The sequence below is a fragment of the Stenotrophomonas sp. PS02301 genome, from assembly GCF_029959485.1.
GTDB lineage: Bacteria > Pseudomonadota > Gammaproteobacteria > Xanthomonadales > Xanthomonadaceae > Stenotrophomonas > Stenotrophomonas maltophilia_Z.
In genome coordinates this window covers 1-15,046 of sequence record NZ_JASCOO010000102.1, presented here as the reverse complement: position 1 = coordinate 15,046, position 15,046 = coordinate 1, and the positions used below count along the sequence as shown (strand labels likewise).

11 protein-coding genes are annotated in these 15,046 nt (G+C 64.8%); 5 read left to right on the top strand and 6 right to left on the bottom strand.

The features are described 5' to 3' along the window. Positions 1-39: 39 nt before the first annotated feature. The 4 genes from gyrB to dnaA form a co-directional block, all read right to left on the bottom strand. Positions 40-2,499 carry a DNA topoisomerase (ATP-hydrolyzing) subunit B gene (gene gyrB / locus QMX81_RS17920; RefSeq protein ID WP_282263488.1) on the bottom strand — a complete coding sequence of 820 codons (2,460 nt, stop codon included), beginning with the start codon at positions 2,497-2,499 and terminating at the stop codon, positions 40-42. 113 nt (positions 2,500-2,612) lie between these two features. Next, complete coding sequence (recF, locus tag QMX81_RS17915) at positions 2,613-3,710, bottom strand: DNA replication/repair protein RecF (RefSeq protein WP_282263487.1); 1,098 nt, start codon at positions 3,708-3,710, stop codon at positions 2,613-2,615. A gap of 1,176 nt (positions 3,711-4,886) precedes the next feature. Further along, positions 4,887-5,987: a DNA polymerase III subunit beta gene (gene dnaN, locus QMX81_RS17910; protein ID WP_121043728.1), complete on the bottom strand. Its 1,101-nt coding sequence runs from the start codon at positions 5,985-5,987 to the stop codon at positions 4,887-4,889. A 276-nt stretch (positions 5,988-6,263) separates the two neighbouring features. Beyond that, positions 6,264-7,598 (bottom strand): chromosomal replication initiator protein DnaA, encoded by a 1,335-nt coding sequence (dnaA, locus tag QMX81_RS17905; protein ID WP_046272260.1) that lies wholly within the window; start codon positions 7,596-7,598, stop codon positions 6,264-6,266. 253 nt (positions 7,599-7,851) lie between these two features. Here dnaA and rpmH point away from each other — a divergent pair, with 253 nt between their 5' ends. The 5 genes from rpmH to QMX81_RS17880 all read left to right on the top strand — a co-directional run bounded on the left by rpmH (position 7,852) and on the right by QMX81_RS17880 (position 12,835). Beyond that, positions 7,852-7,992, top strand: coding sequence for a 50S ribosomal protein L34 (rpmH, locus tag QMX81_RS17900; protein ID WP_006404565.1), 141 nt, complete (start codon positions 7,852-7,854; stop codon positions 7,990-7,992). Between the two features lie 5 nt (positions 7,993-7,997). After that, on the top strand, positions 7,998-8,489 hold the full coding sequence (rnpA, locus tag QMX81_RS17895) for a ribonuclease P protein component (protein WP_121043725.1): 492 nt from the start codon (positions 7,998-8,000) through the stop codon (positions 8,487-8,489). Beyond that, positions 8,489-10,186: a membrane protein insertase YidC gene (gene yidC / locus QMX81_RS17890; RefSeq protein WP_121043722.1), complete on the top strand. Its 1,698-nt coding sequence runs from the start codon at positions 8,489-8,491 to the stop codon at positions 10,184-10,186. The genes rnpA and yidC overlap by 1 nt, the downstream gene beginning before the upstream one ends. A gap of 108 nt (positions 10,187-10,294) precedes the next feature. Next, the gene (mnmE, locus tag QMX81_RS17885; RefSeq protein ID WP_121043719.1) at positions 10,295-11,638 is read left to right on the top strand and encodes a tRNA uridine-5-carboxymethylaminomethyl(34) synthesis GTPase MnmE; all 1,344 of its coding nucleotides are present in this window, start codon (positions 10,295-10,297) and stop codon (positions 11,636-11,638) included. 135 nt (positions 11,639-11,773) lie between these two features. Next, the gene (locus tag QMX81_RS17880) at positions 11,774-12,835 is read left to right on the top strand and encodes a glycerophosphodiester phosphodiesterase (RefSeq protein WP_282263490.1); all 1,062 of its coding nucleotides are present in this window, start codon (positions 11,774-11,776) and stop codon (positions 12,833-12,835) included. Positions 12,836-12,869: 34 nt separating this feature from the next. Here QMX81_RS17880 and QMX81_RS17875 read toward each other — a convergent pair whose 3' ends face one another. Continuing rightward, complete coding sequence (locus tag QMX81_RS17875; protein ID WP_121043717.1) at positions 12,870-13,652, bottom strand: rhomboid family intramembrane serine protease; 783 nt, start codon at positions 13,650-13,652, stop codon at positions 12,870-12,872. 97 nt (positions 13,653-13,749) lie between these two features. Continuing rightward, complete coding sequence (locus tag QMX81_RS17870; RefSeq protein ID WP_282263472.1) at positions 13,750-14,709, bottom strand: TerC family protein; 960 nt, start codon at positions 14,707-14,709, stop codon at positions 13,750-13,752. Positions 14,710-15,046 lie beyond the last annotated feature (337 nt).

The window sequence follows — 15,046 nt, the reverse complement described above, 5'->3', positions numbered from 1 at the left end:
GGGTGCAGGTCGCACCCGGCCGGCCCGTCCCCGATTGTGTCAGATATCCAGGTTGGCGACCTTCAGGGCGTTGTCTTCGATGAAGTCGCGGCGCGGCTCGACCACGTCGCCCATCAGGGTGCTGAAGATCTGGTCGGCCGCCACGGCATCCTCGATCCGCACCTGGAGCAGGCGACGGGTGTCGGGATTGACCGTGGTGTCCCAGAGCTGCTCGGGATTCATTTCACCCAGACCCTTGAATCGCTGGATCTGGCGGCCCTTCTTGGCTTCGTCCAGCAACCAGTTGCGTGCTTCGGCGAAGCTGGCCACCTCGGCCGACTTCGCACCACGGCTGATCTTCGCACCGGCACGGACCAGGCCGTGCAGCAGGAGGGAAGACTGGTGCAGGGCACGCAGTTCACCGGTTTCAAACGCACCCAGCGGCAGCACCTGGATCAGCTGTTCGCCCATATGGCGACGCGTGACCAGCACCGCGGCCGGACGCTCCTCGGTGGGTTCCTGCAGTTCCAGCGTGTAGCGCGGCGAACCCAGGCTGCCCTGGTTGAGGCGGGTCGCCAGTGCGGCGAGGCCTTCGTCGGCGCCGGCCTTGCGCAGGTGCTCCAGATCCATCGGGGTGAAATCGATCAGTGCTTCGAGCACCTGGCGATCATAGCGATGGCCGTTGCGCGCAATGGTTTCCTGCGCTGACGCATAGGAGAGCAACAGCTTCTCCAGCGCGACGCCTTCGATGCCCGGCTCGCTTTCGGCCGGGATCAACGACGCGTTCTCCACCGCACTACTGGCCAGGTACGCGTCCAGCGCCGGGTCGTCCTTCAGGTACAGCTCCTGCTTGCCCTGCTTGATCTTGTACAGCGGCGGCAGGCCGATGTAGATGTGGCCACGCTCGATCAGTTCCGGCATCTGACGGTAGAAGAAGGTCAACAGCAGCGTACGGATGTGCGCGCCGTCGACGTCGGCATCGGTCATGATGATGATGCGGTGGTAGCGCAGCTTGTCCGGGTTGTACTCGTCCCGGCCGATGCCGGTGCCCAGCGCGGTGATCAGCGTACCGACCTGATCCGAGGCAAGCATGCGGTCGAAGCGGGCACGTTCCACGTTGAGGATCTTGCCGCGCAGCGGCAGCACCGCCTGGTTCTTGCGGTTGCGGCCCTGCTTGGCCGAGCCACCTGCCGAGTCACCCTCGACGATGAACAGCTCGGACAGCGCCGGATCCTTTTCCTGGCAGTCGGCCAGCTTGCCCGGCAGGCCGGCGATATCCAGCGCCCCCTTGCGGCGGGTCAGATCGCGCGCCTTGCGCGCCGCTTCACGTGCACGCGCCGCGTCCACGATCTTACCGGCGATCGCCTTGGCTTCGTTCGGGTTTTCCTGCAGGAATTCTTCCAGGCGCTGGCCGAAGGCACTTTCCACCGCCGGGCGCACATCCGAACTGACCAGCTTTTCCTTGGTCTGGCTGGAGAAGCTCGGGTCCGGCACCTTCACCGACAGCACCGCGATCATGCCTTCGCGCATGTCATCGCCGGTCAGGTTGATCTTGGCCTGCTTGGCGATGCCGTTCTGCTCGATGTAGTTGTTGAGCACACGGGTCAGCGCGCCGCGGAAGCCGGCCAGATGGGTACCGCCGTCCTTCTGCGGAATGTTGTTGGTGAAGCAGTACATCGTTTCCTGGTAGGAATCGGTCCACTGCAGCGCCACGTCCACCACGATGCCGTTGGATTCGCCGGTGACCGAGATCACGTTCGGGTGCAGCGGCGTCTTCAACTGCGCCAGATGCTCCACGAAGCTGCGGATGCCGCCTTCGTAATGGAAGTCGTCGCGGCGGCCATCGCCGCGCTCGTCGACCAGCACGATCTTGACGCCGGAATTGAGGAAGGACAGCTCGCGCAGGCGGCGGGCCAGGATGTCGTAGTGGAACTCCACGTTGTCGTGGAACGCCTTCACCGAGGGCCAGAAGCGCAGGGTAGTACCGCGCTTGGTGCTGGCTTCGACCTGCTTGAGCGAGTTGACCGCAGCACCGTCAGCGAATTCCTGCTGGTAGTGGAAGCCGCCCTGGTAGATATCCAGCAGCAGCTTCTGCGAGAGCGCGTTGACCACGCTGACACCCACGCCGTGCAGACCACCGGACACCTTGTAGCTGTTGTCATCGAACTTGCCGCCGGCATGCAGCACCGTCATCACGACTTCGGCTGCAGAGACTTCGCGATCGAGCTTCTTGCTCATCTGCTCGTGCTTGCCGGTGGGAATGCCGCGCCCGTTGTCCGACACCGAAACCGAGCCATCGGCGTGGATCATGACCGAGACATTGTCGGCGTGGCCGGCCAAGGCTTCGTCGATGGAGTTGTCGACGACCTCGAACACCATGTGGTGCAGACCGGTGCCGTCATGGACGTCGCCGATGTACATACCAGGACGCTTGCGGACAGCCTCGAGGCCTTCCAGGGCGGTGATGCTGTTGGCGTCGTAGTTGCCGCTGTTTGCGGGGATGTTCTGTTCTTCAGTCATTGCGCTTGCCGTAGGCTCCGCAGGTCGGGCCGCCGCGATGAGGCGGGGCGCCGAGTAATAAGGGGTTGCAACAGCAATTATACCAGCCGGGCACCGTGACCCCTGGGGGACCACTATGGCACAGCCAGGACCTGTCCATGTTCCACGTGGAACCGGGTGATATCTGTCGCGCCGACCAGCGCCGCCGGTACCTCGGTGGCGGTGATGAATATCTGCGCCGGGCCGGCCTTGAGCCGTTCCAGCACCCGCGCCTGGTGATGGCGATCCAGCTCTGACGAAAGATCGTCCAGCGCGATCACCGGCCATTCGCCGCGCTGCTCAGCATAGTCCTCGGCCTGCGCCAACAGGCAGGTGAGGGCGGTCAGTTTGGCCTGGCCGCGCGAGAGTGCATCCCGACCCGGAATGGTCTCGAATCCGACGCTCCAGTCGGCCCGGTGCGGGCCGACCGAGGTATAGCCGGCCATCCGGTCACGTTCCCGTGCCAGCAGCAGCGCGTCGGAGAGCGATACCTCCTGCTTGCGCCACCCTGGGCTCAAACTCAGCGACTGGATCCCCAGATTGGGCGCCAGTACGGTGGCCAGTTCCACGGTCCGTTCCTGCAGCCGTTCGAGGTAGTGCTGACGGCGGGTGGTCAGCGGCTCACCGGCCTCGGCGAGCTCCCGGTCCCACGCATCCAGCGCATGGGGGTGTCCACCTTGCTTGAGCAGGGCATTGCGCTGTTTTAGAGCCCGCGAGTACCGGCGCCACAGACCCATGAAGTCTGGTTCCACGTGGAACAAACCCCAATCGAGGAACCGCCGACGGGGCTCACCACCGCCACTCACCAGCGCATGGCTGCCTGGCTCGAAGGTGACGACCGCCAGTGCGGCACACAGCGTGCCGAGCTGAGCGACATCTTCCCCGTCCAGTCGGCCTTTCCACTCCTGGCCGCTATGGCGAAGACCGGCCTTGCGACGGGTCGGGGTATCGGCACCATCGCGCTGCTCATCCCATTCCACGAACACATCCAACGCCTCCCGGCCCTGGCGTACCAAGCCATCCCGGACACGGCCGCGAAAACTGCGTCCATACGCCATGACGTGCAGCGCCTCCAGGACACTGGTCTTGCCGGCGCCATTGTCACCGGTGATCAGGTTGATGCCCGGTTGTGGTGCCAGTTCGACGGTATCGAAGCGACGGACCTGGTGCAGGGACAAACGGCGGATGCGCATGCGGACGATCAACGCCGCACGGGGCGGCAGACGGGTAGGGGGAATAGATCAGCTTACTGCATTGCCCGGGTTCCACGTGGCCGGATGCGCCGCGCGCCGCGGGTGGGTACCTGACCCGTCGCCGAGCGCGGAAGGAGCCGATCAGTCTGTCCCGGTGTTCAGCGCGGTGGCGGCTCGGTCTGCCATGCGTCCATTTCGGGTGGCGCCAACGGTCATTGGGACAGACAAGCGCGATGTCGGCCGCCGACGTCAGCGCCGCGGCCAGGACCGCCACGTGAAACCTCCGTTTACCGCCGCATGGCCCGCCGGAGGCGGCTGAATTTCTTCAAATCTGCGACCTACGCAGCACTGAGGTGCTGCAGATTTCAACGAATTTGCACCGTTTTTTGCCCGCCTTGCGAGCCAGGACGCGGCCGGTGCGCTGTTTTTTTTTAAATCTGGACGTGAGGTTCAATCGCCCCAGTGTAGAACCCAAGCAACGCGCGCAGACCCAAACGAGACTGTCCACACCCGCTCTGTATGGCTTATGCACAGCCTATGGGCAATCTGTGGATAAAAAAGGCCTCTTGCACCACCTCGAAAGATATCCACAGGATCACCCCCAGGCTCAGACCCCGTTTTACCGGGGGTTTCGAGCCTATATTTTTCTTTAAAACCAACCACTTAACCTACTTTTCAACCAAATCTGGCCCTACCACCACCACCAAGCTTTAGATTTATATACAGTTTTTAAAAGCATAGAGCTGTGATCCAGCGGTCTGAAAGCCGGGTGCAACAGCGCTTCGGAGCAGACGAGCAATTTGCGCAGTTCGCTCGGTTGACGCAGGCAGAATCGACAAGCGCGACAGCAGTCGATCTCCATTTTTCGCTGACCCCGTCTGGTGTCGCACCAACCCAGGGAGCGGGAGCCGAACGTAATCACCGTCTCGGCGGATGGAAGGCTTGAAGGCTCGTTGCCAACGTGTCGGTTTTGCTACTTGGCGTCCGTCCACGTGAGTTGGGCTGCGTCGGCAAATGATCAAACCAACAGTACGGCGACGGCGACGGCGACGGCGAAAGCCCGAGCCCCCAGACAAATGCTCCACGTGGAACATCGTTCCCCCGCCCAAAAAGAAACCCGGCAATGCCGGGCTTCTCAGAACCACTCGGTTCCACGTGGAACCTGCGCGTTTCAGGTCACAGGCGCAGCGGCATCACGACGTGACGCGACTTCTCGCTGCTGGCCTCACGGACCAGGGCAGAGGAGTTCGAATCGCGCAGCTGGATGACGACGTGCTCGTCGCGCAGTGCGGACAACGCGTCCAGCAGGTAGTTCACGTTGAAGCCGATCGCCAGATCGCTGACCGTGGTATCGGCCTCGATCTCTTCCTGGGCTTCTTCCTGCTCCGGGTTGTGCGCGCTGATCTTCAGGTTGCCCGGCGAGACTTCCACGCGGATGCCGCGGTACTTCTCGTTGGACAGAATCGCAGCGCGCTGCAGCGAGGCACGCAGGGCTTCGCGATCAACCTTCACTTCACGGTCGGCACCGATCGGAATCACAGCCTCGTAATCCGGGAACCGGCCGTCGATCAGCTTCGAGGTGAAGGTCACGTCATCGCGTTTGACGCGAACGTGGCTGCGGCCGACTTCCAGCTCGATCTCACGATCGCCGCTTTCCAGCAGACGCTGCAGCTCGGTCACGCCCTTGCGCGGCACGATGATCTGACGCTTGGCGCCGCTGGCTTTTTCCAGCTCGGTTTCGCACAGCGCCAGGCGGTGACCGTCGGTCGCCACGGTACGCAGGGCATCGCCACGCAGGTCGAACAGCAGGCCGTTGAGGTAGTAGCGCACGTCCTGCTGGGCCATCGCGAACGCGGTGCGTTCGATCAGTTCCTTCAGGGTCGCTTCGCCGATGGCCACGCGTTCGGTTGCTTCGACCTCGTCGACAGACGGGAAGTCGTTGGCCGGCAACGTTGCCAGGGTGAAGCGGCTGCGCCCGGCCTGGACGGTGATCTTGTCACCGGCCTGCGAGACCGTGATCCGGCTGCCGTCGGGCAGGGCGCGGATGATCTCGAACAGCTTGCGGGCGGGGATGGTGGTCTCGCCGTCCTGGGCATCTTCCACCGCGATCCGCGACACCATTTCCACTTCCAAGTCCGTACCGGTCAGCGAGAGCTGTCCGTTCTGGACCTGAACCAGGAAATTAGCCAGAACCGGCAGGGTCTGGCGGCGTTCGACCACGTTGACGACTTGTGCCAACGGCTTGAGAAAGGCTTCGCGCTGCAGTGTGAAACGCATGTGGTTCCGTGCCCCTATGCTTTAAAAAAATGTGGAATAAATCAAAAGCTTGGTGGTGCTGGTAGGGCCAGAATCGCGGGAAAACACGACTAAGCCTTTGTAAACAATAGGATTTTTGACCGCGAAACCCTCTGCATTACTAGCCCCCAAGGGGTGGGGAAAGGTGTGGATAACTTTACCGTCGAATCCGCCGGCTTTTTTATCCACAACCTATACCTCGCTTACTACCGGATTCTGCACCGTTTTATGCGATGACGCCTTAGCGGCGTACATGCATCATTCGCTCAACTTCCGGATCAGCTTGTCCCAGTCTTCCCGCAACTTGCCGTCCGCTTCCATCAACGTCCGGATCTGCCGGCAGGCATGCAGCACCGTGGTGTGGTCCCGGCCGGCAAAGGCGTCGCCGATTTCCGGCAGGCTGTGCTCGGTCAGTTCCTTGGTCAGGGCCATGGCGACCTGACGGGGACGGGCCAGCGACCGGGTCCGACGCTTGGACAGCAGATCCTTGATCTGCAGCCCGTAGTAGTCGGCCACGGTTTTCTGGATGTTGGGAATGCTGATCGCCTGCTGCTGGGCGCGAAGCAGGTCGCGCAGGGTTTCCTGGGCGAAATCAGTGGTGATCGCACGGCCGGTGAAGTTGGCGCGTGCGGCCAGGGTATTCAACGCACCTTCGAGGTCGCGGACATTGGAGCGCATCTTCTTGGCAATCAGAAACGCCACATCGTCGGGGATATCGGTGCCACGCTCGCGGGCCTTGGCCAGCACGATCGCTGCACGCGTCTCGAAGTCCGGCGGCTCGATCGCCACGGACAGGCCCCAGGCCAGGCGCGACTTCAGCCGTGCTTCCAGGCCCTCGACTTCGCGCGGGTACCGGTCGCAGGTCAGGATGATCTGCTGCTTGCCGTCGAACAGGGCGTTGAACGTATGGAAGAACTCTTCCTGGGTACGGTCCTTGCCGGCGAAGAACTGGATGTCATCGATCAGCAGCGCGTCGACCTGCTGGAACTGGCGCTTGAACTGGTCCATGGTTTTTTCCTGCAGCGCACGGATCATCGCGCTGAAGAACTGTTCCGAACGCAGGTACAGCACCTTGGCCGCCGGGTTGGCCTGACGCATCGCATTGCCGGCCGCGAACATCAGGTGGGTCTTGCCCAGGCCGGTCCCGCCGTACAGCAGCAAGGGGTTGTGGGCGCGGTCGCCCGGCTTCTGCGCCGCCTGGAACGCCGCGGCCAGCCCCAGCTGGTTGCTGCGGCCTTCCACGAAGTTGGCGAAGGTGTAGTGCGAATCCATGTTGCCGGCGAACGGCACCAGGGGTTCGGCCGGCGCCGCCGGTGCGGACAGGCCCGGAATCGGCGCGATCTGCGCCTCTACCGGACGCGGACGCGAGCCGATTTCAAGAAAAACGTCGCCGAAACCGGCGAAGTGCGCCAGCAGCTCCTTGATGCGCGGCAGATACAGCTCGCGCACCTGGTCGACGATGAAGGCGTTTGGCGCATAAAGCACCAGGCTGTCCGCGCGCAGATCTGCCTGCAGCGGCTTCAACCAGGTGTGAACATCCTCGGGCGGAAACTCCGCTTCAAGGCGTTCGAGAGAACGAGACCAGGCATCCATCGGCAATAATCGTCTGGGGCCAGCGGATAGGCGAACAAAAGCGCCGCACCGCAGGCCGGAAGGGGGGAAGAATGGATGGCGCAGACTACCACCGACGAGGGGGGCCGGGAATGGTTGTCCCAAAGTTATTCACAAAACGATCCACAGCTATTGCACAGCCCGGTGAATTCCCGTAGTGACAGACACTTGACGGGACCTCGATGAGGTCTATAGAATTTCCGGTTCTTTCCGTCCCCTTCATATAGAGGCCCGCATGGCCACCAAGCGCACTTTCCAACCCAGCAACCTCAAGCGTAAGCGCGACCATGGCTTCCGTGCCCGTATGAAGACCGCTGACGGCCGCAAGATCCTGTCGCGTCGCCGCGCCAAGGGCCGTAAAGTCCTGAGCGCTTGATTGCAATGCCGCTTTCCGCGGCAGACGCAATCCTGACTGTGAGCAGTTCCGACCCGCGCAAGCGATTTCCTCGCTCTGCGCGGGTTCGTACGCGTGCCGAATATACAACGGTCTTCAACGGCGCCCGCCGTGTGTCCGATCCGCTGATGACCCTGCACTGGCTGAAGAGCGATACGCCAGCCAGGTTGGGTCTTGCCGTGTCGCGCAAAGTCGATCCCCGAGCCGTGGGTCGCAACCGAGTGAAGCGTGTGTTGCGCGATGCCACACGCCACGTACGGCCGTGGATGAGTGCCGGCGATTACGTCGTCGTTGCCCGCAGTGCCGCCCGTACCGCCAGCAATTCAGATATCCGCCAGGCCTTTGAACGCCTGCTGCGCCGCCTTGGCGCATTGCCCATGCCGGGCGCGGACGGCACAATGCCGCCGCCCCTGGGCGTTGCACCCCTTTCCCAGTCCGAGCCGGCATTGCGTGCCGGCCCCGTCGAGCCTGCACGCTGATGAACCAGACCCGCGTTTTCCTGATTTTTGCCTGGCTGATGGTGGCCGTGTTGCTGTGGATGGAGTGGGGCCGCGATAAAGCCGCGCCGCCGACCCCGGCCGTGGCCACCCAGACCACCCAGGCCAGCGTGCCGGGTGCGGCTGCCGGGAGCATCCCCGGTGCGCCCGTGCCCCAGGCGGACGGCTCCCTGCCGGCGGCACAGCCGGCCGCACAGACCGAGGCCGGTCCGGCCCGCGTGACCATCACCACCGACGTGCTGCGTCTGGTGCTGGACGGTGGCACGGTGCTGGATGCCGAGCTGCTGCAGTTCCCGCAGACCAAGGAAGAAGGCAGCCCGCCGGTCCGCCTGCTGACCGAAGAGGCGACCCACCCGTACCGCGCGGTGAGTGGCTGGATCAGCGAAGACAAGACCATGCCGGTGCCGGCCGCCAACGGCTTCAAGCTGGTCGGTGAGAACCACGACTTCGTGCTGGCCAAGGGCCAGGACGAGGTCACGGTGCCGTTCGAATGGACCGGCCCGAACGGCGTGACCATCCGCCGCACCTACTCGCTGGGTCGTAATGAGTACGCGATCACGGTGAAGGATGAAGTGGTCAACGGCGGCAGCGCCCCGTGGAGCGGCTACGTGTTCCGCACCCTGGACCGCACCCCGACCATCCTCTCGCGCAGCATGACCAACCCGGACTCGTTCAGCTTCAACGGCGCGACCTGGTTCAGCCCGCAGGACGGATACGAGCGCCGCGCGTTCAAGGATTACCTGGACGACGGCCATCTCAACCGCACCATCACCGGCGGCTGGCTGGCGATGCTGCAGCACCACTTCTTCACCGCGTGGATTCCGCAGGCCGACCAGGCCGCGCAGTACTCGCTGGCGCAGAACAACGGCCGCGACCAGATCGAAGCGCGTGGCCCGGCCTTCACCGTGGCCCCGGGCCAGCAGGTCAGCACCGAAGCCCGCCTGTGGGTCGGCCCGAAGCTGGTCAACCTGATCGCCAAGGAAGACGTGAAGGGCCTGGACCGCGTGGTCGACTACAGCCGCTTCTCGCTGATGGCGATCATCGGCCAGGGCCTGTTCTGGGTCCTCAACCAGGTCCACAAGGTCGTCAACAACTGGGGCTGGGCGATCGTCGGCCTGGTGGTGCTGCTGAAGCTGGTGCTGTATCCGCTCTCGGCCGTGCAGTACAAGTCCGGTGCCAAGATGCGTCGCTTCCAGCCGCGCATCGCGCAGCTCAAGGAACGCTATGGCGATGACCGCCAGAAGTTCCAGACCGCGATGATGGAGCTGTACAAGAAAGAGAAGATCAACCCGATGGGCGGCTGTCTGCCGATCCTCATCCAGATGCCGATCTTCTTCGCGCTGTACTGGGTGCTGGTGGAATCGGTGGAACTGCGCCAGGCCCCGTGGCTGGGCTGGATCCAGGATCTGACCGCACGTGACCCGTACTTCATCCTGCCGGTGATCAACGTGGCGGTGATGTGGGCCACCCAGAAGCTGACCCCGGCACCGGGCATGGACCCGATGCAGGCCAAGATGATGCAGCTGATGCCGCTGGTGTTCGGCGTCATGATGGCCTTCATGCCGTCTGGTCTGGTGCTGTACTGGGTCGTCAACGGTGGCCTGGGCCTGCTCCAGCAGTGGTGGATGACCAAGCGTCATGGCAGCGATCCGCTGCCGGTCGTCACCGCCAAGAAGTAAGCCACACAGGAGACCCGCCGCAAGGCGGGTTTTCTGCATCTGCGGCCCGGCCAACCGTGCGGTCCGTAGAATGCCCAATGATTCCCCGCACGCTGCAGTGAGCCCGACATGACCCATGCCCCCGACACCATCGTGGCCATCGCCACCGCGCCCGGCGCGGGCGGCGTCGGCATGCTGCGGCTGTCCGGCCCGCAGGCGCGGCCCATCGCCGAGGCGATCGGCGTGCGCGCGATGCAGCCACGCCATGCGCATTACGCGCGCTTGCGCGATGCGGCCGGCGAGGTGATCGACGACGGCATCGCGCTGTGGTTCCCGGCGCCGAACAGCTTCACCGGCGAAGAAGTGGTGGAACTGCAGGGGCATGGCAGCCCGGTGGTGCTCCAGCAGCTGGTCGCGCGCTGCATCGCGCTGGGGGCTCGGCAGGCGCGGCCGGGTGAGTTCAGCGAGCGGGCCTTCCTCAACGGCAAGCTCGACCTGGCCCAGGCCGAGGCGATCGCCGATCTGATTGCCGCCAGCGATACCCGCGCAGCGCGCGCGGCCCGCCGCTCGCTGGACGGGGTGTTCTCGCGCCGCGTGGACGAGGTCGCAGAACAGCTTGTTCTGCTGCGGATCCACGTGGAAGCAGCGATCGACTTCGCCGACGAACCGCTCGATACCCTCGGCGGCGCGCAGGTCCGCAGTGGCCTGGTCACCGCGCTGCAGGCGCTGATCCGGCTGCGCGAGGATGCCGAACGCGGCCGCAAGTTGCGCGACGGTTTGCATGCCGTCCTGGTCGGGCCGCCGAACGCCGGCAAGAGTTCGCTGCTCAATGCACTGGCCGGCAGCGAGCGGGCGATCGTCACCGACATCGCCGGGACCACCCGCGACACCCTGCGCGAGACCATCCGCATCGATGGCCTGGAACTGACCCTGGTCGACACCGCCGGTCTGCGCGAAGGCGGCGATGCGATCGAGCGCGAAGGCATGCGCCGGGCGCGCGCGGAGATGCAGCGCACCGACCTGGCCATCGTGGTGGTCGATGCGCGCGAGCCGCAGGCCGGCCGCGACGCCGTGGGCGACAGCATCGCGGACGTGCCGCAGCAGCTGTGGATCCACAACAAGAGCGATCTGCTGGCCGCGATGCCGTCCGACGCTCCTGCGGACGTGGTACATGTCTCGGCCGCGACCGGCCTCGGGCTGGATCAGCTGCACGCACGCCTGCGCGCGCTGGCCAGCGGCAGTGCCGGCGACAGCGTGGACGGTGAGTTCTCCGCGCGTGCCCGCCATGTGGAGGCGATCGGCCAGGCGATCGGCCATGCCGAACGCGCCGAATCGGAGCTGGTCCACGAGCACCTGGAGCTGGCGGCGGAGGAGCTGCGCCTGGCCCATGAGGCGCTGGGCGAGATCACCGGACGGATGAGCGCCGATGACCTGTTGGGGCGGATTTTCTCGAGCTTCTGTATCGGGAAGTAGGCGGACGCCTTTCTTCGCGCTGTCACACCCTTGCAGCAGACTGACCGTGATCTTTATCGACAGGGATTTGCAGTGTCCAAGCAGTTGTGGGGATGTGTGTTGCTGGTGTCGCTGGCCGTGGCACCATCGGTGGCCATGAGCGCTGAATCGTCTTCCTCCACGCCGGCCAAGGCCGCCGTCTACGGCCACCGCGGTGCCAGTGCGCTGCTGCCCGAGCACACGCTCGCCGCGTACGCGCAGGCCATCGCCGATGGCGCCGACTACATCGAGCCGGACCTGGTGATGACCAAGGACGGCGTGCTGGTATCGCGCCACGAGAACGAGATCGGCGGCACCACCGATGTGGCCGCGCACCCGGAGTTCGCCAGCCGCAAGACCGTCAAGAGCATCGACGGTGAGCGCATCGAAGGCTGGTTCACCGAAGACTTCACCCTGGCCGAACTGAAGACCCTCTACGCCCGCGAGCGTCTGCCGCAGCTGCGCAGCACCGCGTTCGACGGCCAGTTCCGCATCGCCACGCTGGATGAGATCATCGCCTTCCTGGTGCAGCAGGCCGGGCGCGCCAACCGCGGCATCGGGCTGGTACCGGAGATCAAGCACGGCACCTACTTCAGGAGCATCGGCCTGCCGATGGAAGACAAGGTGGTCGCCGCGCTGCAGGGCAACGCCTACACGCGCGTGGCGCCGGTGACGATCCAGTCCTTCGAGGTCGGCAACCTGCGGTACCTGCGCGGCAAGCTCGGCCGCGACAGCAACATCCGCCTGCTGCAGTTGCTCGGCGATTCCAAGCAGCAGCCCGGTGACGTACTCGCGGCCAAGGGCAGCCAGCGCTATGCCGACCTGATCACCCCGGCGGGACTGCGCGAGGTCGCGACCTACGCCGACGGCATCGGCCCGAGCCTGCGCATGGTCATTCCACTGGATGCGCAGGGGAAGCTGGGCACCCCGACCTCGCTGGTGCGCGATGCACATGCAGCCGGGTTGATGGTGGTGCCGTATACGTTCCGGCCGGAGAACTCCTTCCTGGCCGCGGAGTTCCGCAGCGGCGAGCCGAATGCCCGCAATGCCGAAGGCTCGGTGGCCGAGATGCGGGCCTACCTGGCCACCGGCATCGATGCGTTCTTCACCGATGACCCGGCGCTGGGCCGGCGTGCGGTGGATGGGGATGGGGATGGCACGACCGCAGCCAATCCCTGAGCGTGTAGAGCCACGCCATCAGATGCGTTGCCGGTCAGTCCAGCGATGACCCTTCATCGCGCCGCCGGAACGGCAGCACCACGAAGTCGCGGCCCTCGCGCGGTTGCCACAGCACCGGCACGCCGGTCGGGGAGGGCGGCTCCAGATCGGCATCGCGCGCTGCCTCGATGTCATCCTCTTCCTCGTCCTCCCAGCTGTAGCGCTTGCGCGGCGCCATCGGGTCGGAGAGGCGGAACAGCAGCGCGCTGATGATGCCGGCGAAGGCACCGCCCATATGCGATTGCCAGGACACGCCCGGCTCGTGCGGCAGGATGGTCAGCAGCATGCTGCCGTAGAACAGGAAGGCGATCAGCCCGGCCGCGATCGCTGGCCGGTCGCGGCGCAGCAGGCCGAGCACGAACACCAGGAACATCAGGCCGTGGGTGATGCCACTGGCGCCCAGATGGCGGCTGCCCAGATCGCCGAGCAGCCAGGCACCGAGCCCCGAGCCGACCCACAACAGGGGCAGCGCGCGCACGGTGGCTTTGGGATAGACGCTGCCGGCCAAGGTGCCGAGGATCAGCAGGGCCGCCGCATTGGCGCCCAGATGCTGGATCGAGCCGTGCAGCAGCGGGGCACCGAGAATGCCGAGCAGGCCGGCCTTGTCCAGCGGGGCAACCGCCCACGGACGCCAGTCGACATGGCCCTGGGCGGTATACACCGCGACCAGCAGCAGCACGAAGGCCAGGCTCAGGTTGAACGCCCGCAGTACACCACCACGGTCGTTGCGGGACGGAACCGGCGGCGCGCCGGTGGGCTGGGGCAGGTTGGCGTTCATACCCTTAGGGATGGCGTCGCCCCGGATGAACACAAGGGCAACGTCGTGGGAGAGAGAGGTACCGCCTGCGGGACAATCCCGCAGGCGGCACGGTCGGTCAGGCGTGGCCGCCTTCCTTCGGCGGATTCTTCAGGCTCAGCACCACGGTCGCGGCGATGATCACCGCCACCACACCCAGCGAGATCGGGGTGGGGATCTTGAAGAGGTCGATCAGCATCATCTTGATGCCGATGAAGGCCAGCACCAGGGCCAGGCCGTACGGCAGCAGGTGGAAGCGATCGGCCATGCCGGCCAGCAGGAAGAACATCGCGCGCAGGCCCAGCACCGCGAAGACGTTGGAGGTCAGCACGATGAACGGGTCGGTGGTGATCGCGAAGATCGCCGGGATGCTGTCCACCGCGAAGATCACGTCGGTCACCGCGATCAGGATCAGCACCACGAACAGCGGCGTGAACCAGCGCTTGCCATCGCGCATGACGCTCATCGCGTTGCCGGCATAGTCGGGCAGCAGGCGCAGGCGCTTGCGCATCCAGCGCAGGGCGGGGTTGGTCTCAAGATCCGGCTCGCTGCCGGCCGAGAACCACATCTTCCAGCCGGTGAAGAGCAGGAACGCGCCGAACACATAGAGCAGCCAGTGGAACTTGGTCAGCAGCACGCTGCCGGCGAAGATCATGATGGTACGCAGCACGATCGCGCCCAGGATGCCGATGATCAGCACCTTCTGGCGCTGTTCCTCGGGCACCGCGAAGTAGCCCATGATCATCAGGAACACGAAGATGTTGTCCACAGCCAGGGCTTTCTCGACCAGGTAACCGGTCAGGAACTCCAGGCCGACCTTGTTGGCCACCACCTGGCCGGCGGTCTCGTTCAGGTAGTACCAGAGGCCACCGTTGAAGGCCAGGGCGAGGGCGACCCAGCCGATGGACCACCACAGGGCTTCTTTGAAGGTGACCTTGTGTGGGCCGCCGTGTCGCATCAAGACGAGGTCGACCAGCAGCGCGATGATCACCACCGCGCCGAAGCCGCCCCACAACCACACATTACCGATCGTCTGCATTGGGTTTATCCGTTGGAAAAAATAGAGTGCCTCAAGCCGGATGGCGAGGATCTGCAACGGAGGATCGGGGGGATCCAGGGACAGAGCTTCGCCATACGGCGAAGGTCTCGCTCGCAGTCCCGATGGGTGGGACTGCCGTTGCACCGGAGCCTGCGGGCTCGAATTGACGGCGACAACGTCTGGGAGCTACTCCCCTTCTGGGGCCGATTCTGCGGGGTGCCGGGGCCGGCGTCAAATGATTTCCATGCCCCGGTGCTGCTGAACGAAACGCCCCAACCGGTAGTGACGGCCGCTGGCCGTCAACCACGTAGCGGCCGGGTTTACCGCGCTGACGGCC